Origin of the sequence: Chloracidobacterium sp., assembly GCA_016716305.1 — a bacterium.
GTDB lineage: Bacteria > Acidobacteriota > Blastocatellia > Pyrinomonadales > Pyrinomonadaceae > OLB17.
On the sequence record JADJWP010000002.1, the window covers coordinates 1,216,492 to 1,238,213 of the forward strand.

The following is a 21,722-nucleotide window of genomic DNA, read 5'->3' on the forward strand; positions in this document are numbered from 1 at the left end:
CCGTCAATTCCCGCAGATCTCGTCGATCGCCTCAGAGTATTTTTCGTCAATGACGCTACGCTTAATTTTCAGCGTTGGCGTCATTTCGCCTTTATCTATCGAAAACTCGCGAGGCAGTAGGTAGACGCGTTTCACTCGTTCGTAATCATTCATTTCGCGGGTCAGTTCGACGGCGTCACGCTGTATTCGCTTTATCACATGCGGGTTCTCGCACATTTCTTCCCGTGTTCCGGAAGCGTCAATTCCCTCTTCAATAAGCGTTTCTTTTAGCGCATCCCAATCGGGAACGATCAGAGCGCCAACCTGCTTACGGCCGGAACCAACCGCGACCGGCTGTGATACCAGCGGACTTTGCTTTAACAGGCTTTCGACCTGAAGCGGTGCGACATATTTTCCGTTTGAAAGCTTGAATAGGTCTTTGATACGGTCTGTCACATAATAATGTCCGTCTTCATCGACGTAACCGACATCGCCAGTATGGTAGTAGCCATCTTCGTCTATTACCTTTGCGGTCTCGTCAGGCTTGTTATAATAGCCACGCATCACATTCTTTCCGCGGACCAATATTTCACCTTCGGTCTCCGAAATCTTCATTTCGATGCCCTCAAACGGTGTGCCGATCGATCCGACCTTGTTATCATCTGGACGGTTAGCGCACGTGACACACGCCTCGGTCATACCGTACCCCTGCAAGATCGGGATACCTGCTGACCAAAATGCGTACGAGAGTTTCTTGGAGAGCGGGGCACCGCCGGAGACAAAAAACCGCAGACTTCCCCCAACGCCGTCTCGCCATTTCGAAAAGACCATCCGGCTGGCAAAGGCGTGTTTCGCCTTTAACGCCGGCGAGACAGATTCGTGCAGATCACGTGCTTTTCCATACTGCTGGCCGATATCTAGCGCCCAATCAAAAAGCGATGTCTTCCAGCCGCCGGCGGCCTTACCTTTTTTGACAATCTTGTGATAGACCTGCTCGAAAAGCCGAGGTACTGCGGTCATGATCGTAGGTCGTACCTCTTGCAGGTGGGAAGCGATCTGATCGAAGGCCGCACAATAGTGTATTGCGACGCCGTTCGAACAAAGCACATAAAACACGGTTCTCTCGAAGATATGTGAAAGCGGCAGTACGGCAAGCGACCGGTCGGTGTTCTTTATCGGCAAACCCTTTGAAATGGCGACAACATTCGAAACAAAATTCTCGTGCGAAAGCATCACGCCTTTCGGTTCTCCTGTTGTGCCTGAGGTATAAATGATCGTCGCGAGATCGTCGGTTTTCACTTGAGCAAGCAACTCGTCAAAATTGTCGATCTCGGTCTTACTATTACCTAGCTTCTCGACATCATCCAGCAAAAGCGCCCGATTGTCGTCGGTACCGGCCGCATCGGCATCGAAGAAGATCAGTTTTTCAAGCCGCTCAACACTGCGTATCGCGTTTTCAGCATGCTTCCAAAGCTTCTTCCCGGAGATGAAAAGCATCTTCGCACCGGAATCTTCAAGTATATAGCGTATCTGTTCGACCGCCTGGGTCGTATAGATCGGAACATTGACGGCGCGTAACGAAAGGATCGCGATGTCAGTCAAGGACCACTCGGGCCGGTTCTCAGAAATGATCGCAACGCGGTCTCCCGCCTTGACGCCCATTCGCGAGAGCCCGAGAGCGATCCGTTTTATCCGCTCGATCGCGTCGGCACCGGCAAGACGATGCCAAACGTCATCGATCTTGAACGACAACGCGTCAGGTTTGTTGTTTCGACGAAACGACTCGATACAAAAGTGCGGTATCGTTTGCGGCATTGAATCAAAGCCGATGATATTTTGTGCTGGCATTAGTGACCCTTGGGCGATAAGTTCTTTTGATGTACCGTTAACCCGCTATATTCTCAAATCGATCGGGTCAAGTCCAATAGTTGCGGTCAAGCGAACGGTAATTGATCGCTTCGCTGAGGTGAGCCGCATCAATGCTGTCGCTCCCCTCCAGATCCGCTATCGTTCGGGCGACCTTCAATATCCGGTCATGGGCGCGTGCCGACAAACCCTGTCGCGCCATAGCGGTTTCGAGGAGACGTTCGCTCTCGGCATCGATCTGACAGTATTTCCTTATCTGGGCTGGCGACATTGCCGAGTTTGAAAAAATGGCTTCGCCGTCAAAGCGTGCAAGCTGGATGTCGCGAGCCCTTATTACACGTTGGCGAACTTCGGCGGACGTCTCGCCTTGCGGCACACCTCGTCCGCGCAGCTCGTTGAACTTAACTGCAGGAACGTCGATGTGAATATCGATCCTGTCCATCAACGGCCCTGAGATCTTGCCGACATAGCGTTGAATCTGCATCGGCGAGCATTTGCATTCGCGCGACGACCCGAAATAGCCGCAAGGACAGGGATTCATCGACGCTACAAGTGTGAAATTTGCCGGAAACGTCAGCGACGATGCTGCACGCGAGATCGTGACATTCTTGTCTTCCATCGGCTGGCGCAAGACCTCGAGAACGCTCCGGTCAAATTCCGGAAGCTCATCGAGAAACAAAACCCCCAGATGTGCAAGGCTGACCTCGCCCGGACGCGGAACCGAACCGCCGCCGATCAAGCCAGCCTGTGAAACGGTATGATGCGGCGATTTGAAGGGCCGCTCCGTGATCAGACCCGATCTCCCGGTAAGGCCGGCAACAGAATGGATCTTCGTTATCTCAAGAGCTTCATCGAATTCAAGCGGGGGCAGAATCGTCGGCAGACGCTTTGCGAGCATCGTCTTACCAGAACCCGGAGGCCCGATGAACAGTATGTTGTGCCCGCCTGCACTCGCCACTTCCAGAGCTCGTTTTGCCGTTGCCTGGCCGCGCACCTCGGCAAAATCCGCGCGATATTTCGACTCCGGGTTTTTGATCTCGCTTATATCGAGCGTTGTCGGCGGCACACGTGGCTGACTTCCCGCCTGAAGATCCTGTATAAGTAATGCGGCATCACGGAGCGTCCTGACGCCGTAGACATTGACCCCCTGAACGACCGCGGCTTCTTTTGCGTTCTCTTCAGGTACGATCAGGTTCATTTTCGCATTCTCGCGGGCGCTTAGGGCGATCGAAAGAACACCACGGACGGGCCTGACGCGGCCGTCGAGCGAAAGTTCGCCGATGCTCAACGAACTCTCAAGGCTCTCTGCGTTTCCCAGGTCGCCGTTCGCGCCGAGAATGCCCAAAGCGATCGGGAGGTCAAAGCTCGCGCCTTCCTTTCGAACGTCTGCCGGCGCCAGATTGATGGTCGTTTTCAAAAACGGAAAAAAGAACCCGCTGTTGTTTACAGCGGCACGAATGCGTTCGCGAGACTCACGTACCGCCGTATCCGGAAGGCCGACGATAGTCACCGGAGGCGTTGTGTCAGATTCGCCTGCGGCCGGTCGCATATTCACCTCGATATCGACTATCAGTGCATCGATACCATAAACAGCCGCCGACTGCGTAAGGAAAAGCATATGGTCTTCAGAGTTTGGGCTTGAGAGACTTTATACCAGATTAAGCCGCATCCGAAAAATTCAGATCAACGTCGTTCGGTCTAAGAGGTTCGGTAAATTCGAAACGATCGGTTATCACCTTCGACGCCGACAAGATGGAAAAGAAGTTCATCGCCTGTCCCGGGGCCGTTGGGAAAGTGGATCGTTCCGAACTGGAAAAGCGTTGGATGCCATCGGTCTTTCTTGAACTTGATCATTTCATCAAGCCTTCCGTCTGCGTCGACGTGCCAAATGGCGGCGACGTTCTCTGTTTGTGCCGGAGCATTTTCCGCCGTTGTTGTGAAGAACAGATCGTCGCCCATCCGTTTGGAATAGAATACTGTTCCGCTGACCTCACCGATGACGGTCCGCTCAAATGTCGTCCGATCAAGCCGAAAGATCTGGTTTTTTCGATACTCGGCATCCATCCCGTAGTAGATAGCCTGCTCGGTGAAGATCATGCTCACGGCACGCCAGGTCTCATCTCCGCTCCCGACGATTTCGGTCGTGGCAAATTCGTCGTTCGTTCTTACTATCCGGCATTCGTGGTCGTCGTCGCCGGTCAGGCAATAGAGATATCCGCTGAACTCGTCAAAATAAAGCCCATGGATGTGCTTGATCGAACCAGCCGGAAACTCGTGAAGTACGCTCAAATAATCCTCGCCCGGTGCATATTTGTACACTCGCATAACGCCGCGATCGTCGTTCGCAAGATACTCGCCAAAAAAAACGTTGCCGCCGTTATCCTCGGCACACGCCGATCGAAGGACCCGGCAAGGCCGAATGAGGCCCTTGAGCTCTCGGAATTCGCCGTCCCTTTCGATCCCGACCGTCTTATCGAACGTGACGAACCGCTCGCCTTTTTTCAGCGGAAGCACATTCGTCACCATGAACCGCAAGAATCTCTGTCCCGCTCTCGATCGCGACAACGCACGTTTCCAGACAGGCGCCCGGACGGCACTTATCTTTTCGAATGGCGGCTTCAGGTCGGCTGAACGGAAAATCTCGTTCCTGCGCGACAGAACATAATTTCCCGGTTCGGCCCATTCGACCGTGAACCCTGCTAAGTCCTTAAGTTCCTCGATCGCAAAGGTCATTTTCAACCGTCCTTTTGACAAAAGAACGAACCGATCACCAGCACATCCATCTTGGTGCGCATAAAACACTCGATGGCTTGGAAAGGCTGACAAACGATAGGCTCGTTCTCATTGAAGCTCGTGTTCAGGATAACAGGAATGCCGGACTTTTCACCGAATCTCGAGATAAGATCATAGTACAGTGGATTTTCGTGCCGCGAGACGGTCTGGAGCCGTCCGGTGTTATCTACATGATTGACCGCGGAAAGCCGATCGCGCCATTCGGGCCTGATCTTGTAGACATGAAGCATAAAAGGCGAAGGATGATCCTGCTCGAAGATCTCGGTTTGCCGCTCGACCAGAACGCTCGGAGCGAACGGACGAAATGCTTCACGATGTTTGATCCTTGCGTTGAGTATCTCTTTCATGTTCGGGAAACCGGGATGTGCAAGTATCGAACGGTTTCCTAGTGCCCGCGGGCCCCATTCCATCCGCCCTTGAAACCAACCTATGACGTTCCCGTTCATGATCTCATCGGACGTTCTATCGAGCAGTTCGTCTCTATCAAGCTCAACATAACGGAGTTTGTATCGTTCAAGTTCGGTTCTGATGTAATGATCACTGTACTCGTCGCCGAGGTACGCATTCTCCATCTTCCACCGCACGCCTTCATTAAGTATCGAATTGCTTACATAAAGAGCGGCTCCCAACGAAAGGCCGTCGTCACCCGCGGCCGGCTGAATACAGGTTTCACGAAACGGTGTCTCGATTAGCAGTTTTCCGTTCGCGACACTATTCAGCACGCAACCTCCGGCCATTGAGATCCTCGATGTTGGGAGTCTTTCATGAAGAAGGGCTAGTAAGCGGAGGTAGTATTTTTCAAATATACGTTGTAGTCCAAAAGCGATATTCTCATCTCGTTTCGTAATTTCAGAATACGGTTCGCGTGGCTCACCGAGTTCCTGTATGAATTTGTCGGAATATAATCGATGAACGATCATTTCGCCCGAATCATTTATCTCCATGCCCTGATTCGCACCAAACGGAAGGAAGTAATCCGGATTCAGTTCAAATCCTTTCGACGTCGGCCTGAGCATTCCCTGAAAGAACTCGGCGTACTCGTCAGAGCCCAAGGGTGCCAGACCCATCACCTTTCCTTCATCGCCGTATTTTCCATAACCGATGAATTGGCATACGGCAGTGTAAAGAGTCCCAAGCGAATGAGGGACATAGATCTTCTGAAGCGGCCTTATTTCACTTCCAACGCACTCTGACATCAGGCACGATACGAAATCCCCTGAACCGTCGATGGTGATCCCTGCGGAATATTCCCATTCCGAGGCAAAATAAGCGCTCGCCGTATGAGCAAGGTGATGTTCGACGTTGTAAGAGTCAAACCTGAGTATTGCCTCCTCGACGCCACACTCTTTTGCGATCATCGTTTTGAGATCGTCGAATCCCTTGCTTTTCTGCCTGATCTTCGCCAGATTCAAGAGCCTTGAAGGATTTTTGATCGCAAACTCGAGCTTTTTGTGAAGATTTGCGGATGAATCTCGTCCAACGGCGACCGCGTCGATATCTGAGAATTTGAGGCTTGCGATCTCCAGACATTTGAGGATCGCCAATTTAGGAAACCCGGCGAAATATTTGGTCCGATTCAAGCGTTCCTCTGCGATCGCGGCAATGGGTATACCATCGACGACAACAGCGGCCGACGAGCCGGCGTGAAATGTATTTATCCCTAAAATTGTGCTCATTATTCGACTTTCGGACTTTGTTTCTTGTTGATAGATTCGAGATACACGCTATCGGCGAGTTTCGTTAACGGCCTTATGACCGAACTGACCTTGCGGAGGATTTCGGACGAGTATACGACCGCCTTATATTTTGCGGGAAGCAGGTCGACGTCCGCGCCTTGAATACCTAACCCGAAGTAACAATCTGTCGACATTTCAGTCGGGCCGAACGTCTTGCGAAAGGTCTCCATCATTTCGGACGGCGTCCAATAACGAATGTCGAACCCCTCGCCCTCGGTAAAGCCGCGCCGCCTTAGCTGCTGATACTGTCGTAAGCCATAGCGATTGGGCATTTGGATCACGACTCGGCCGCCGTTTCGCAAGACCCTCCTGTCCTCCGCGAGAGCGATCCGGACATTTTCCTTACTGAGATGCTGATAAACGCCGTACGAAAAAACGACGTCGAACGAATCTTCCCTGAAAGGCAAATATCTGGCATCTCCGACGACAAAATCCGCTTCGACACCTAATTGTGCCGCCACTCGGCGGGCCGCGAATACCGCTTTCAAACTCGGATCGAGCCCGACAGGTTTATATCCTTTTCTCGCAGCCGCAATGGTCCACCGGCCCCAATTGCATCCGACATCGAGAAGTCTTTCGCCCCTGCCGAGACCAAGGCGTGTTTCTGGGATCGGATAGCGAGGAAGGCGGTTCTGTACCGCGAAATACATAGTTCCGGACGTGTATGGGACCTCGGCTTGAACAAACGGGTCAATACCGCCATCGCTAATAGGCAGCCCGGAATCGATAGAGCGGCCAGTTCGACGAAATTCTTCGACGGTTTTTAACGACTGATCTATGTAGCCATGGGTCGACTCGGCGTCGTCGACCAACATTATCGGGATACCATCCAAAAGAGCGTACTTGTGCCCGCCGGGACATACGAGGTCATTATCCTGCGATTCGAGCGATTGTTTGTCACGAGGACACACAACGTGGTCGGCCAGCCATTTGTTCATTGAAGGTCTACGGGCAGGAATTATTAGATCGCTCCGCGCGTAACTTACTATCGTATTTTCGTTACTCAAGGAATTCAAGTTGTAAGCGGATCCGACACCGCCGAAAAAACTTTACCTTTTATCGATTTCGCATTAATATTCCTTAACGGTCGAAGCAACCAGTATCGGAGGGCTAACATCATAGACGCGGACAAAGTACGAAAATCCGGCAGTTTTAAAGGAGTTTCCATGGACTCGAACTCTGCGACGATGAAAGCTGATACTGTGTTTGGGTTTGAAGAAGCAGTCGACCTTCCACTCTTTCAGTCTCCCGCTAAGAAAGTCATCCCTTTCGAGCCGTCTCCGACTATCGTCGATACGACGGATGACCTTGAGCTTTGCCGTCTCGCATCCGAAGGGAATCTGCCTGCGTTTGAGATGATATATCAACGGTATCATCGGCGAACTTATTCTCTCTGCCTTCGCATGACGTCAAGCCAGACCGAAGCTGAAGACCTGACTCAGGAAGTTTTCATTCAGCTTTTCCGCAAGATCGGCAGTTTTCGTGGCGACTCGGCGTTTTCGACATGGCTGCACCGATTGACGGTAAATCAGGTTTTGATGCACTTTCGCCGCCGAAGCGTAAAGAACGAGAGGACTACGGACGACGGTGAGATCCCCGAGCGCTCAGTTCCGGGTTCAGCCAACCCGGGCCGAATGCAGGTAGTTGACCGAATAGCCTTAAAGAACGCGATCGCCGAACTTCCGAACGGTTATAAGAACGTCTTCGTTCTTCATGACGTTGAGGGATTTGAGCACGAAGAGGTTGCAAGACAATTGGGGATCTCGGTTGGTACGTCAAAATCTCAGCTTCATAAGGCTCGTCTCAAGCTTCGGGGATTGATCTTGAAGCAGTTAGATTAACCTGGCAAGATTTAAGTTAAAACGCGGATAAGACGTGTGCTTGTTCGTGTTTATTTTTTGCTCGCAGATAAAGGAATTTTTGTTGAAAAGGCAACGGATAACGCATTGAGATAATCTATAATTCAGAGATATATCTCAACAATTTTCCTCTATGAAGTGTCAGGATTGTCAAGAGTTGGTCAGCTCGTACCTTGATGGTGAGTTGGATGCCGCATCCGCGGCTTTGGTGCGGGACCATCTGACCGATTGTCCAGAGTGCGGAAAGGTCTGCGAAGACCTCGCAGCAATACTGATCAACTGCAAGGAAACGGACGTAGACGAAGTTGTGCCACCCAACGCTGACGCGCTTTGGTGCAGGATCAACAACATCCTTGAGTCGGATGTGAAAGCCACCTTGAAAGAGTCTGAGCCGGTTCCCGAGACGAAGGCGAGGCGATTTCAATTCTCGTTCTTGCAGGTCAGTTCTGCGGTGCTCGGTATCGCTTTGATCAGTTCACTGTTAACGGTCGTTGGGATCAGAAATTATTTCGAACCATCGGGCGACGATTTCACATCGCGTTCAGTGGAAAGTCAGACCACGTTCGAAAAACTCTTGAGCAGGGTCGGGCTGGCTGAAACGCCTCAGCAGGCGAGGGAGCGGCGCATCCGCGAACAGCAGGCCGTCATTGAGTATTGGGACAAGCGGGTCCAGGCTAGAAGAGCACATTGGGATAAGCGTATGCGGGATGCGTTTGACCGAAATTTGGTCGAGATCGATCAAACGGTCAATGAATATACAATGATCCTCGAAAAGGATCCCCATGACGAACTTTCGGGTGAAATGCTCGATTCGGCCCTGAATGATAAGATGAATCTGCTTCGACAGTTCTCCGAGTTGTAGTTTTTACTGATGTCTTTTACGTCTGATCACACGGCGCTAGACCGCCTAGCTGCGAAGACTACGGTTCTGCTGTTGTTGAACGTGGTTTTTTTCTTTGCGGTCGATGTCGACCCTGCTCACGCTCAAAAGAGATTTTCAAAAAACTTTCCAGCTGGCAACAAGGTTCGGATCCAGCTTACCAACCGATCCGGGACGATCACCGTCGAAGGATGGGATCGGCGCGAGGTGAATATATCGGCGTATCTTGAGGCTCCAGCAGCCAATATTTCACCTCAGGAGATAAGCGACACGATCTACCTTAACCTGGTCAAAGACAATCAGGGACGCGTCGACGTCGGCAATGTGAATTTTACTATCCGCGTTCCCCACACATCGAGCGTCGACATCGAAACCCTTATTGGAAACCTGATCGTATCGAACGTTCGCGGCGGCCTTGTCCGCGCTCATATAACGAGTGAAGGTGACATCACGCTCACCAATATCGGCGCAGCAGCGGTTTCCGCACAGAATGGTATCGGCGACATTTTTTACGACGGCGAATTGCAGCCCGGCGGCAGTTATCGTTTTACATCAATGAAGGGCAATATCAATCTGAGGATCCCATTCACCTCTTCGTTTCGACTGGTCGCAACTGCCCCCTCGACCCGCAACATCTCGCTTGGGTCGTTTTCGAATGCGAACATGAATTACACCGGCGACGGACGGCGGGTTGTCGGCCGCTTCGGTGATGGCGGAGCTACATTGACCGTCACCAATCAGCGCGGAAGCATAGCATTCCTCAGCCGTTAGCGGCCCTTATTCCCGGTTCCAAAAAAACTGTTGCCCTTCGAACACAATAAGGCGTAGACTGTAGTTGGCTCTCGCCCGCGCTCACGTCCTTTACCATCATGAAAAAGATCAACTATCTGCTTGTATTCTTCGCCGTTTTTGTGTTTGTTTCGACCGGAATCGCGCAATCGACGCCGCTGTTAAAACGCGTCACGTACAAAACTGACCGTTTGGATTTCGGCGTAGGCGGGACTCTTGCCATCATAGGCGCTCCGAAGGGATCGATACGGATCGAGGGCTGGAACAACCGTGAGATCGAAATGATGGCCGAGATCGAGATCGAAGCGCCGACAGAAGCAGACCTCGACAGATTGTCGACCGTGACCGGCTTTGTCTTGGAAGAGAGCCTGGGCAGGACCGGCATAGTCAGCATAGGGGTCAACGACAAGAAGAACATCAAGCGGGTCGACAAAAAGTTTCCGAAAGCACTGTTGTCGATGCCGTTCCGGATAAATTATGTGATCAAGGTACCGCGTTATACCGATCTGCAGATCGACGGCGGCTCCGGCGACCTCAATATCTCAGGCGTTGAGGGAACGATGATAATAAAATACCTCGAATCGAATGCGAAGATAGACCTGGTCGGAGGCGGAATAAACGCTACCTTCGGTACAGGATCGGTCGATGTATCGATACCGAGTTCGAATTGGAGAGGCAGGTTTGCCGACGTTCAGGTCGCCTCAGGCACGATGAATGTTGTGCTGCCGAGCGGACTTAATGCTGAATTCGACGCGTCCATACTTCGCAACGGCAAGATCGAGAATGGCTATATGGGATTCAAACCGCGGGCGCGAAAGGGCGAATTTACCGATCGGTCGATTGTCGCCAAAACAGGTACCGGTACGGTTCCGCTTAAGTTCACGGTCGGCGACGGCACACTGAAGATCATCGAACTCGGCCGCCCCAGCTAGCGGTTGGCAAACTTCATTTCAGAATATTTTGGTGGTAACGTTATACGCGTTACCACTTTTTTATGTCTATAAAATCAGATATCTGGCTCCGAAAAATGGCTGAGGAGCATGCGATGATCACGCCATTTCTTTCCGAACTGCTGCGCGAGGTTGACGGCAATCGGATCATATCAGCCGGTGCATCAAGCTATGGTTACGACATGCGTCTGGCGGACGACGGTTTCCGGATCTTTTCGTCTGTTCATGCAAAAGAGATCGACCCGAAGCGGTTCGACGAACAGTTTTCGCTCATCGAACCGCAGCTGCATTCGGCCGAGGACGGCGCGAAATTTTATCTGCTGCCTCCGCACCATTACGGCCTCGGCGTAACGGTCGAGACTTTTAAGATGCCACGTAATGTGACCGGCGTCGCGCTAGGCAAATCTACTTACGCGCGGGCGGGCCTGTTGGTCAACACGACGCCGCTTGAGGCCGGCTGGACGGGACGGCTCGTTGTCGAGATCGCAAACCTCGCAAACCTGCCGCTTCGAGTCTATGTCAATGAAGGGATCGGACAGATCCTTTTCTTTGAATCGGATGAAGAATGCGCCGTTAGCTATTCCGACCGGGGTGGAAAATATCAGGGCCAAACAGGCCTAACCTACGCCAAGGTCTAGTTCGGCATGCCAGCGACCGGATCTCTACTGATCACCGATACATATGTTCTGTAGAATACTCGCACTAACACTCTGTTTGTTTGTATCGTCGGCAACGTTCCCACAGACCGCGAAGGACGCACGTCCGCGCGCTCGTGATATCGGCATCGCGATCGGTATTTTGCCGACGGGGGCGAATAACGCGATCACGGACGTTAGGGGAGTTACGGTCGGGCAAACGACAATCATAAAGGGCGAGAATGTGCGGACCGGCGTTACCGCGATTCTTCCGCACAACGGAAATCTGTTCAAGGAAAAGGTGCCCGGAGCCGTATTTATCGGCAACGGTTTCGGAAAGCTCGCCGGATCGACGCAGGTCAATGAACTCGGCGAGATCGAAACGCCGATACTTTTAACGTCGACCCTAAGCGTCCCTAAAACTGCTGATTTCCTAATGGATTACATGCTCGGTCTGCCCGGTAACGAGCAGGTCCGTTCGATCAATCCCCTCGTCGCCGAGACAAACGACGGCGGCCTGAACGACGGCCGAGGCCGACATATCACCCGCGACGATGTATTTAATGCCCTCAGAACCGCAAGAGGCGGGCCCATCGACGAAGGCTCCGTCGGCGCTGGAACTGGGACTGTGGCTTTCGGCTGGAAAGGCGGAATCGGAACGTCGTCGAGAAAACTGCCGAAAGGCCTTGGCGGCTATACTGTTGGCGTGCTGGTCCAATCGAATTTCGGCGGTGTCCTGACCATCGACGGTGCGCCTGTCGGCGAGGAGCTAAAGCAGTTTTACCTCAAGGAGGCGGTTTCGGCAGGCGGAAGGCGAAATGGCGAGCGGCCGCTGGATCGAGATGCTTTCCCGACAATTGCTACGGACCGCGGCGGCGACTTCTCGGCTGACGGCTCGATCATAATCGTCATAGCTACTGACGCTCCGCTTGATTGGCGGCAGCTCGAACGGCTCGCCGAACGGTCGATCGCCGGACTGGCCCGGACCGGATCGTCAATGACTAACGGCAGCGGCGATTACGTTATTGCCTTTTCAACGGCCAACCCCATAAACTCGGGTGACCGCGTTCGTACCATCAGCGTGCTTGGCAACGATGCGATGTCACCATTGTTTCAAGCCGTGATCGAGGCCGCTGAAGAAGCCATCATCAATTCCCTATTCAGGGCAACCGGCATGACCGGAAACGGCAGAACCATCGAATCACTGCCGATCGACAAGGTCACCGAAATACTGCGCAAATATGGGAAGATCAGATGATCTTCCCGCGAAATGTAGACTCACTACCCGGACCCTTGTCAGACCGTGTCGTCTGTAGACGTATCATAACTGGCTGCGCTTGTGTCAACCGAAGCGTCGAATCCGGTGTCGACTGAGGCTACTGAAGCATCGTACGTTCCGGCATCGTACGCCCCAGCGTCATATGTACCGCCCGTTTCGACTGCCGATGACGGATCCGCATCATACATCACCGAATTCGGATCAGCCTGATCAGCATAATTGTCAGCCGAAGCCTGATATTCTCCCGCCAGATCAGCATTTCTTGCCGCACCTTCGGCATCGCCTTGGGCCGCGTACCATTCCGCATTGTCAGCATGATAATCGGCGTTCTTTTCCTGGTAAACGGCGTTATCCAGGTTGTATACATCGTTGTCGGACTGGCCAGTATGATCGAAGCCTCCGGCGGAATAATCGGCATCGCTGGTGGCATAACCGGCATTCAGTGCATCTTCCTTCGCGGCTTCGTAATCGCCCTCAGCGATGTGTTCGGCCTGTTGAGCACGATAATCCTCGGCGATCTCTTGCTTGTACGCCGCATTCTCAAGGTCAGAGGAATCTGAGGTCCCGAGCATGCTCGAATCACCCGCTTGATAAGCCGCTTCCTCGGCGGCTTCGCGGGCATCGGCAGCCGCAGCATAGTCGCCTTCGGCAACAAATTCGTCGGCCGCCGTCTGAGTCTCACGAGCCTCATCGGCATGTGCCTGTTTTTCAGCTTCGGCCGAAACATCTGCATGGTCGTCGACCGAGGGCTCGGCCGACACCACGGATTCGGCAGGTGCCGCGATCAAAGGTTCGGATACCACATCGTAAGATGTGTCTTCGGTACCAATGTCAGCAGATTCATCAGATGCAGACTCCTCCGTGATCGGAAAGCCGTCGGCTCCTACGGTGAACTCGACAGAATTGGACGCAAGTTCTTCTTCGGTCGGCAATCCCTCGGCCGACCCAAGATCGGATGCCGTCGATTCTTCGCCGTCAACCGTCATGCTATCGACAGTTCCGTCGCCGTCCTCATCGACAAGATTCGTTTCAAATTCACCGTCACCATCAGAATCAACAAGGACATTGTCGATCGTCCCATCGCCGTCAGTATCGGTACCGACAGCGTCGACCACGCCGTCGCCATCGACATCAGACGCGATAACATCAAGCTGGCCATCGCCGTCAGTGTCAGCCGCAACGGCATCGACCCTGCCATCACCGTCAATATCGCCGGCGACCATATCTAACTCACCGTCGCCATCCGTATCGACGGCCGCGGCATCTATATGACCGTCTTTATCGAGGTCTGCGTATGTGATCTCGCTGCCTTCGGCACTATCGTCGAACAAGGCCTCGACGATCTCTTCGACCAATGTGCCCTCGTCGGCCTTTTCGGTAGTGATCTCAAAGGTGCTTTCGGTCCCATCGGGGGCCGTTTCGGTTACGAGAATTTGATCGTCAGTCGCCATAATTTAAATTATCCTCCATTCGTCTCGGCTTTTGAACGTCGGACGCGCTATTCGCCGGTTTCGTATTTTTCTTTAATCGCGTTATTACTCCGCATTTTGTATCGGGGCATTTGACCGGAAGTTCGGCCTTGCCGGCGAGGATCGAAAGCGGTATGCGCATCCCCGTGCCGCAGCCCGAGCACTTTACCCTAAGCACTTGTTCCTTACCAGGCGCAACGGCCGCCGGTTTTGGCGCCGAGGCCTTGATCGTATCACCGATTATCTTCAGATAACCCTTCAACTCGGCACTTTGAGAATACTGAGTCAATAACTTAAGACGCGGGCCGAGATACGGCGTTGATGAAGTCGTTAATTCTGAAAGGCGAAGCATGTCTCCGTCGTCGACCGCCTGCTGCTCGAGCCACGAATCGATGTTGATCTGGCGATATATTAATGATGACTTGAGCGACCAAGAGAGTAATACCCTGCGTGCTATCTCCTCATTCCCAACAGTCAGCAGTCCGGCACGATCAGCCGTTATTTCAGCCTGTCTGGCCCAAGCCAGAAGCGGCATTTCGATGGCGCCGCCGATCAAAGCAGTTGGGCTCAGTATGGCGTTGAAGATGCCGCCAGCCATGAACCCCTTCGCAGTTCCCTGTTCACCCAAAAAGAACCTAATGACAGTTTTCCATAATGCATGGCCGGCCTTGCAATGGCCCATCTCGCGAGCCAAAAGAAACAGCATGTCGACGCCCTGAAAATTCCCGGCCATTGCCGATCCGACCACGATGAACGAATCGCGGTCGCTTCCGAAAGTAAGCATGTCCCACGGACGTTCACCCGAAAGATAGACGTCCGGCATATGCGACATCCCGAGGATCCTTGCAGCCCTGACTGCCTGGCCGAAGATATGCGGCATTTGCCGTTCACCGAGCAATACACCGTTGAAAGTGACCTCGATCCATCTGCGTCCGACCTTTTCAGAAACTGCCTTTGCTGCGGCGTTCAGCGGCGTCATTGCTCGAAGCGCGGCCATCGCTTTGGCATCTGCCGCCCATGCGAACGATGATGAGTCGACCTGATAACCCGGAACCAATGGTCTTAGCCACCTGCATTCAGGACACATCACCTTTCCGTCTGCGAGGCCTGCCCCGGCACCCCCGCACGTTCGACAGATCATCTGCTGCTGTATGTACTGTGGATGCGGTTGTCCGACATAGGCCGCGGGATACTGCTGCGGAGTTGGGACCGCAGGGGTTTGAGGCCTGAATTGCGATGGCTGCGGCATTACACCCGCGGGATCCTGAGCGCTCGGTTGGGCCGAAGCCGAAGATCGCGGTGCCTGCATTGGAGCTGCCGGACTTAACGGCGGAGAAGCGGGCGTTACGGCGACCGGAACGCCACAATAGATACAGAACCTCGAACCATTGACCGGCTGCTCGTGGCCATTCTGACATTTCGGTTTTGCAGTTGCCTGATCGGTCATTTTTTCGATGCTATCAATACCCGTATGGATTTGTTGCCGCTGACATCATCGACATCAAGATCCACAGCAAATAGAAACCCGCGTGAATTACAGTCGACGCGATCCCGCCCCAAAGCGCGACCAGGGCCATCCAACGCCCGTCTTGCGGCGAACGCCCGTTCTTGATCGCATCAAGCTCCATCCATCCAAGTATCGCGGCGGGAAGGCCGGTGAAAGGGCCGCAGCAAAGCAATGCGGCAACGGCAAGGATGAGCGCGATCATTGCCTTCTGACTCGACCCTGTTGCGGCGGAAATCGGCGTACCGCCGGCAGCCGCAGCCGATCCCTGCCATTGTTGGGCCGGCTGCTGACCGATGAATGGTGGCGGTGCCGACAACGGTGCAGCACAATTGAGGCAAAAGGCCGCTTCGTCAGGATTTGGTTGATTACATTTTGAGCAATACTTGGGCATAGGTGATTTTGAGGCCGACGCGAAGATCCGTCTGGGTCACATCGCACGAATGTCTCTCTTCAACAAGAACGTCCCTACTTGATCAAGCGAAATTTCGCGGCGGAACAGGTCAAATTAGTTCGTGAGTTTTGCTACTATATCGTAACTTCCTGTTTTTGCGAAGCAATGCAAAAACTTGATGTCGGTAGAAGGATCCCTTGACATATGGCGTCTATCGAAAACTATATCGGCGGCAGTCTGGTCGAGCCGCTCGCTGGTCAATACCTCGACAATTTTGAACCGGCCACGGGTATCGTCTATTCACTTATCCCTGATTCGGACGAACGAGACGTCGAACTGGCGGTCGAGGCGGCGAAAGCAGCGTTCCCGGCCTGGTCGACGACGCCGCCTGATGAACGATTCGCTATCCTGATGCGGCTTGTGTCGCTGATCGAACGCGATCTCGAACCGCTTGCAGCGGCCGAATCAAGAGATAATGGCAAGCCGATATCGCTCGCCCGAACCATCGATATCCCGCGTGCGGCAGCGAATTTTCGATTCTACGCGACCGCCGGTATGCACCTCGCTAACGAATCGCATGAGACATTTGGTGCAGGCGGAATTCACGCGATCAATTACACGCTGCGGCAGCCGCTCGGCGTCGCGGGCTGCATTTCGCCATGGAACCTTCCGCTGTATCTATTTACATGGAAGATCGCACCGGCGATCGCCGCGGGCTGCACGGTTGTAGCGAAACCAAGCGAAGTTACTCCAATGACCGCTTTCTTGTTGTCAAAGTTATGCATCGAGGCGGGCTTGCCTGCCGGAGTACTTAATATCGTCCACGGCACCGGACCAAAGGTCGGATCGGCCATCGTCGCACACCGCGACATCAGGGCAATTTCATTCACCGGCGGCACAACAACCGGCGAAGAGATAGCCCGCGTCGCCGCACCGATGTTCAAGAAACTCTCGCTCGAACTGGGCGGCAAGAATCCGAACATCATCTTTGCCGACTGCGATTACGAAGAAATGCTTGCGACGGCCGTGCGCTCGTCCTTCTCCAATCAAGGCGAGATCTGCCTCTGTGGTTCACGAATCTTCGTAGAACGGCCGATTTTTGAACGTTTCAAGAACGATTTCGTTGCGCGTGTCAGTTCCCTGAAGGTCGGTGACCCGAATGATGCGGATATCGACGTCGGCGCGATCGTTTCGAAACAGCACTTCGAAAAGATCCTCTCGTACATCGAACTCGCCAAAACCGAAGGCGGCACAATATTAACCGGCGGACACGTGTCAGAAGCCCCTGCGTCCGCGGGTGGCCGGTCGCTCGGCGGATATTTCATCGAGCCTACGGTCATCGAGGGCCTTCCGCACGATTGCCGCACGAATCAAGAAGAGATCTTCGGCCCGGTCGTAACGATAATGCCGTTCGACACCGAAGCCGAAGTTCTCGACTATGCTAACAGCGTTCGTTACGGCCTTTCGTCGACCGTTTGGACGGAAAGCCTTTCCCGTGCCCATCGAATCTCAGGTAAATTGGAATCCGGCATCGTCTGGGTCAATTGCTGGATGCTTCGCGATCTACGCACACCTTTCGGCGGCGTGAAGGACAGCGGCATAGGCCGCGAAGGCGGCTTCGATGCATTAAGGTTTTTTACCGAGGAGAAGAATGTTTGTGTTCGGCTTTGAGGCTCTTTTACGCGTTTCTTAATTAGAGATGTGTTGGAGGCATGAGCAATGAAAAAACTTATTCGGTTCGGTTTTCTATTTCCTTTGTTGGCGATAATTGGTTACCTTGTTTTCGGGATCATACTTGTTAAGATACTGAAGCCGACCGAAAAGCGAGATCTTTCACATTTTTTCCATCCCGGCGACCGGCTTGTGAGTAGATTCGAAGGCTTTGACCAGACAGTTCTCGCGATCAAAGACGGATGGCTCCACACACGGCTTGAGGTAAAGCCGCACGCGGCAGGCCCGCCCGAACATTTTCATGAGCATTTTGCGGAATCGTTTACAGTGAAATCGGGTACGCTCAGCATTTTGGTTGATGGCGAAAAAAAGTCACTTCGAGCAGGCGAATCCGTCACAATTCCGCCGATGACGAGGCACAAGCCGTTCAACGAAACAGGTGAAACTGTCATCATAGAGAGTGACGACCCGAAAACTCTCCCGGTCGAATTCGGCTATCTTCTTGTACAGCTCTATGGTTTCATGGACGAATATCCCAATGGCCCAAGCACTCCGCAGATGCTCATGCAGCTTTCGGTCTATGGCGGCGAGGCCGATTCATGGATCGCTGACGGCCCTCCGATCAGTGTGCAAAAGGCCTTGCGTACGTTAATGGAACCGACTGCGAGATTGATAGGATATCGAGACAACTACGAGAAATACAGGCCGAAACGTTCACCGCAGGTTTAGTTTGTTGCCCTCGACACCAAAAAATTGTTATGAAATTTCTATTTACGGTAGTTATCACGATTGCATTTGCAGCCGGGTCGCTTGCGCAGATCAAGGCTCCAGCGGAATCTGCCATGGACCGATTTCTTCGGTACGTCAAGATCGACACACAGGCGGTCGAGGAGGCAGGCAAAGTGCCGAGTTCCGATAAGCAATGGAACTTGGCCAGGCTGCTTGAGAAGGAACTCAAGGCGCTTGGCGTCCAGAACGTTCGAATTAGCGAACACGCGATCGTATACGGGCTAGTGCCGGGCAACCTCCCTGATAATTCGAAGGTCCCGACGATCGGCTTTATTGCTCACATGGACACATCGCCGGCCGTTTCAGGCGAAAATGTGAACGCCATCATTCACAAGAACTATCAAGGCGGCGACATTGTCCTGCCGAACGATAAGACGCAGGTGATCACGGTAGAGAAAAACCCTGCGCTGAAGGAACTGATCGGGGACGATATCATCACCGCCGACGGCACGACACTGCTCGGCTCTGACGATAAATCGGGAATTGCTGAGATCATGACGATGATCGATATTCTCCGCAATAATCCGCAGTTCAAGCACGGCAACATCGCTGTGGCCTTTACACCTGACGAAGAGGTCGGCGGAGGCATCGATAAGTTTGACGTGAAAGGGTTCGGCGCGAAGTACGCCTACACCGTAGACGGTGGAGAACTCGGTGAAATTTCGGACGAAACATGGACCGCAAAAACCGCGACGATCACCTTCAGCGGTAAATCGACCCATCCCGGCTATGCAAAAGACATCCTTGTAAACTCATCGTTTGCAGCAGCCGACTATCTGTCGCGTTTCAACGACCCGAAGGTCCCTCGGCCCGAAACTACCGAAGGCCGCGTCGGATTTGTTCATCCCTACAATTCCACATTGGATATCGAGACCTCGGTCGTCAGGGTTTTGCTTAGGAACTTTGAAATGTCCGGCGTCGACGAACAGGAAGCAATGCTCCGTCGAATGCTCGATGATACGATGAAGAGATTTCCGAACGTTGCTGCGAAATTCGATATTCGCGTCGGTTATTTGAATATGAAAGAAGAGCTGAAAAAATATCCTCAGCTGGTTCAATTCGCTAGCGACGCCGCGAAACGTGCCGGGGTCACGCCGAAGATGAAGCCCATACGAGGCGGAACGGACGGGGCTCGGCTCACGTTCATGGGTCTGCCTACTCCCAACCTATTTACAGGCGGGCACAATTTCCATGGCAAGCTCGAGTGGAACTCACGAAAAGGCCTTGAAAGATCGACCGAGACTTTGGTCAACCTGGTTCAGATCTGGGCCGAAAAGGGCGGCAACTGACCCCTCAGCTCAATTTACATCCGGTTCGCTGGGTTGACGGGTCACGAGCACCTTGTCTACCCTCCGACCATCCATATCTACGACCTCAAACTTGAATCCTTCCCAATCGAATCGCTCGCCTTCGTTCGGCAACTTCTCAAGTCGGGCCAAAACAAAACCGGCGAGCGTTTGGTACGCGTCGCGTTCGTCCTCTGGAAGTGGTCTGAGGTCGAGTAGATCAATTAGATCTATGACCGAGAGTTGTCCGTCGAGCAGCATCGATCCATCCTCACGTAAAACTACGCTCCTTTGAACGATCCCTCCTGCGGGCAGATCGCCAACAATCTCTTCTAGAATGTCGTTGAGAGTAACAAGTCCGACAACGCTTCCGAATTCATCGATCACTAGAGACATCGTAGAACCCGATCCTTTGAACGTCTCGAGTAGTTCTAGAACCGTTTTCGTTTCGGGGACGAAAATCGGCTGTTTCAGTACCGCTTCTATATCCAACTCGCCAACCGTCAAGTAGTGAGCAAGCAGATCCCTCGCTTTTACGACGCCAACGACGTTATCCAAAGTCTCTCTGCAGACCGGCATCCTTGAATAACCGGCCTCTGATAACTCTTTTCGAAGCACCTCCGGATCATCGTCAAGGTCGATCCATTCGATCTTGATCCGAGGCGTCATCACTGCCGTGATCCTTTGATCGTCGAGCTTAATGACGCTTTCGATCAGCTCCTGTTCGACCTCTTCCAACACTCCAAGCTCAGTGCCGTGTGCGATATGCGCTCGGATCTCTTCTTCGGTTATTCCCGATTCACTTGTCTGTGTCAACCGAAACAACTTCAAGATCGTTCTCGTCGAAACACTCAAAAGCCATACGACTGGTGCGGTAAGCCGTGAGACGAAATACATGGGCCTCGAAAATAGTTTCGCGATCGTTTCGGGCCTCGCAAGGGCAATGTTTTTCGGAACGAGTTCGCCGATGACCAGCGAAAGATAGGTGATGATCACGATCACCACGCCAAAGCCGATCGAATGGGCATATGGTTCGAGCAACGCGATCTGCGACACCACACTTGCGACCTCATCTGAAAGCAGCGCCCCGCCAAATGCCCCTGAAAGAACGCCCACAAGCGTGATCCCGATCTGGACTGCAGAGAGAAACCGATCAGGATTCTGTTGAAGTTCTAATGCCTTGGCTGCGCCCGCATCTCCGTCCTCTGCCGCCTTTGCAAGCCGAACCCGCCGCGAAGATACAACGGCGATCTCCGTCATCGAAAAAAGTCCGTTGATGACTATGAGAAATCCGATCAGGATAGCTTCAAATGCAATTTCGCTCATATCGTCATTGTTACACACCCCACCCGACCCATCCGAATCGGTCATTTTTTCTCGTCGCAAATGTGCGATAGAATAGTCCAAATGTCTGAAAGCGATCAGATCAATTCGTCAAGGGCGCCCGAACCCGTTGGCCTTTATCCGCACGCACGCCGTGTCGGCAACCTGTTATTTCTTTCCGGTGTCGGACCACGGGAACGCGAGTCAAAAACAATTCCGGGCGTTGACCTGGACGAGACCGGGGCGATCGTTTCTTACGATATCGAAACCCAGTGCAGGTCGGTCTTCCAGAACATTCGCTTCATTCTGGAGGATGCGGGTTCATCGTGGGACAAGATCGTCGACGTGACCGTATTCTTAACAAATATGAAAGACGATTTTGCTACATACAATCGGGTCTATGCAGAATATTTTGCCGATAACCGGCCGTGCCGGACAACGGTGGAGATAAGCTCGCTTCCGACGCCGATCGCTATTGAATTGAAGGTTATTGCAACTGTTAAATAAAAAAGGGGAGAAA

At 52.9% G+C, this 21,722-nt stretch carries 18 protein-coding genes and 1 pseudogene; 10 read left to right on the forward strand and 9 right to left on the reverse strand.

Going from position 1 to position 21,722, the window contains the following annotated elements; all coding sequences use genetic code 11:
• Positions 1-3 precede the first annotated feature (3 nt).
• The 5 genes from IPM28_07460 to IPM28_07480 all read right to left on the reverse strand — a co-directional run bounded on the left by IPM28_07460 (position 4) and on the right by IPM28_07480 (position 7,312).
• On the reverse strand, positions 4-1,827 hold the full coding sequence (locus IPM28_07460) for a long-chain fatty acid--CoA ligase (protein ID MBK9172831.1): 1,824 nt from the start codon (positions 1,825-1,827) through the stop codon (positions 4-6).
• Between the two features lie 67 nt (positions 1,828-1,894).
• Positions 1,895-3,463, reverse strand: a complete 1,569-nt coding sequence (locus tag IPM28_07465) for a YifB family Mg chelatase-like AAA ATPase (protein MBK9172832.1) — start codon at positions 3,461-3,463, stop codon at positions 1,895-1,897.
• Between the two features lie 80 nt (positions 3,464-3,543).
• The gene (locus IPM28_07470; GenBank protein ID MBK9172833.1) at positions 3,544-4,578 is read right to left on the reverse strand and encodes a hypothetical protein; all 1,035 of its coding nucleotides are present in this window, start codon (positions 4,576-4,578) and stop codon (positions 3,544-3,546) included.
• Between the two features lie 2 nt (positions 4,579-4,580).
• Positions 4,581-6,314, reverse strand: coding sequence for a carbamoyltransferase (locus tag IPM28_07475; protein MBK9172834.1), 1,734 nt, complete (start codon positions 6,312-6,314; stop codon positions 4,581-4,583).
• Entirely contained in the window at positions 6,314-7,312 is a 999-nt protein-coding gene (locus tag IPM28_07480; protein ID MBK9172835.1) for a methyltransferase domain-containing protein, read from the reverse strand. Before IPM28_07480 ends, IPM28_07475 begins: the two co-directional genes overlap by 1 nt.
• 249 nt (positions 7,313-7,561) lie before the next feature.
• Between IPM28_07480 and IPM28_07485 the strand changes: the two genes are divergently transcribed.
• From IPM28_07485 to IPM28_07510, 6 genes are all read left to right on the forward strand, one after another.
• Positions 7,562-8,215 (forward strand): RNA polymerase sigma factor, encoded by a 654-nt coding sequence (locus IPM28_07485; GenBank protein MBK9172836.1) that lies wholly within the window; start codon positions 7,562-7,564, stop codon positions 8,213-8,215.
• A gap of 151 nt (positions 8,216-8,366) precedes the next feature.
• Positions 8,367-9,095, forward strand: a complete 729-nt coding sequence (locus tag IPM28_07490) for a zf-HC2 domain-containing protein (protein ID MBK9172837.1) — start codon at positions 8,367-8,369, stop codon at positions 9,093-9,095.
• A gap of 9 nt (positions 9,096-9,104) precedes the next feature.
• Positions 9,105-9,884 (forward strand): DUF4097 family beta strand repeat protein, encoded by a 780-nt coding sequence (locus IPM28_07495; GenBank protein MBK9172838.1) that lies wholly within the window; start codon positions 9,105-9,107, stop codon positions 9,882-9,884.
• 98 nt (positions 9,885-9,982) lie between these two features.
• Entirely contained in the window at positions 9,983-10,834 is an 852-nt protein-coding gene (locus IPM28_07500; GenBank protein MBK9172839.1) for a DUF4097 family beta strand repeat protein, read from the forward strand.
• 62 nt (positions 10,835-10,896) lie between these two features.
• Positions 10,897-11,490, forward strand: a complete 594-nt coding sequence (locus IPM28_07505; protein MBK9172840.1) for a dCTP deaminase — start codon at positions 10,897-10,899, stop codon at positions 11,488-11,490.
• Positions 11,491-11,533: 43 nt separating this feature from the next.
• Positions 11,534-12,745, forward strand: coding sequence for a P1 family peptidase (locus tag IPM28_07510; protein MBK9172841.1), 1,212 nt, complete (start codon positions 11,534-11,536; stop codon positions 12,743-12,745).
• Positions 12,746-13,776: 1,031 nt separating this feature from the next.
• On the opposite strand, the pseudogene IPM28_07515 reads toward IPM28_07510, so the two are convergent.
• The 3 genes and pseudogenes from IPM28_07515 to IPM28_07525 all read right to left on the reverse strand — a co-directional run bounded on the left by IPM28_07515 (position 13,777) and on the right by IPM28_07525 (position 16,133).
• Positions 13,777-14,034: pseudogene (locus tag IPM28_07515) on the reverse strand (hypothetical protein).
• A 172-nt stretch (positions 14,035-14,206) separates the two neighbouring features.
• Positions 14,207-15,682 (reverse strand): M48 family metalloprotease, encoded by a 1,476-nt coding sequence (locus tag IPM28_07520; GenBank protein MBK9172842.1) that lies wholly within the window; start codon positions 15,680-15,682, stop codon positions 14,207-14,209.
• A gap of 13 nt (positions 15,683-15,695) precedes the next feature.
• Positions 15,696-16,133: a hypothetical protein gene (locus IPM28_07525; protein MBK9172843.1), complete on the reverse strand. Its 438-nt coding sequence runs from the start codon at positions 16,131-16,133 to the stop codon at positions 15,696-15,698.
• A 204-nt stretch (positions 16,134-16,337) separates the two neighbouring features.
• On the opposite strand from IPM28_07525, the gene IPM28_07530 reads away from it, so the two are divergent.
• The 3 genes from IPM28_07530 to pepT all read left to right on the forward strand — a co-directional run bounded on the left by IPM28_07530 (position 16,338) and on the right by pepT (position 19,882).
• Positions 16,338-17,804: an aldehyde dehydrogenase gene (locus tag IPM28_07530; protein ID MBK9172844.1), complete on the forward strand. Its 1,467-nt coding sequence runs from the start codon at positions 16,338-16,340 to the stop codon at positions 17,802-17,804.
• Positions 17,805-17,852: 48 nt separating this feature from the next.
• Positions 17,853-18,533 carry a cupin domain-containing protein gene (locus IPM28_07535; GenBank protein MBK9172845.1) on the forward strand — a complete coding sequence of 227 codons (681 nt, stop codon included), beginning with the start codon at positions 17,853-17,855 and terminating at the stop codon, positions 18,531-18,533.
• A 113-nt stretch (positions 18,534-18,646) separates the two neighbouring features.
• Positions 18,647-19,882 (forward strand): peptidase T, encoded by a 1,236-nt coding sequence (gene pepT, locus IPM28_07540; GenBank protein MBK9172846.1) that lies wholly within the window; start codon positions 18,647-18,649, stop codon positions 19,880-19,882.
• Positions 19,883-19,891: 9 nt separating this feature from the next.
• Here pepT and IPM28_07545 read toward each other — a convergent pair whose 3' ends face one another.
• Positions 19,892-21,205 carry an HlyC/CorC family transporter gene (locus IPM28_07545; protein MBK9172847.1) on the reverse strand — a complete coding sequence of 438 codons (1,314 nt, stop codon included), beginning with the start codon at positions 21,203-21,205 and terminating at the stop codon, positions 19,892-19,894.
• Positions 21,206-21,286: 81 nt separating this feature from the next.
• Here IPM28_07545 and IPM28_07550 point away from each other — a divergent pair, with 81 nt between their 5' ends.
• The gene (locus IPM28_07550; protein ID MBK9172848.1) at positions 21,287-21,709 is read left to right on the forward strand and encodes a RidA family protein; all 423 of its coding nucleotides are present in this window, start codon (positions 21,287-21,289) and stop codon (positions 21,707-21,709) included.
• The last annotated feature ends 13 nt before the right edge of the window (positions 21,710-21,722 follow it).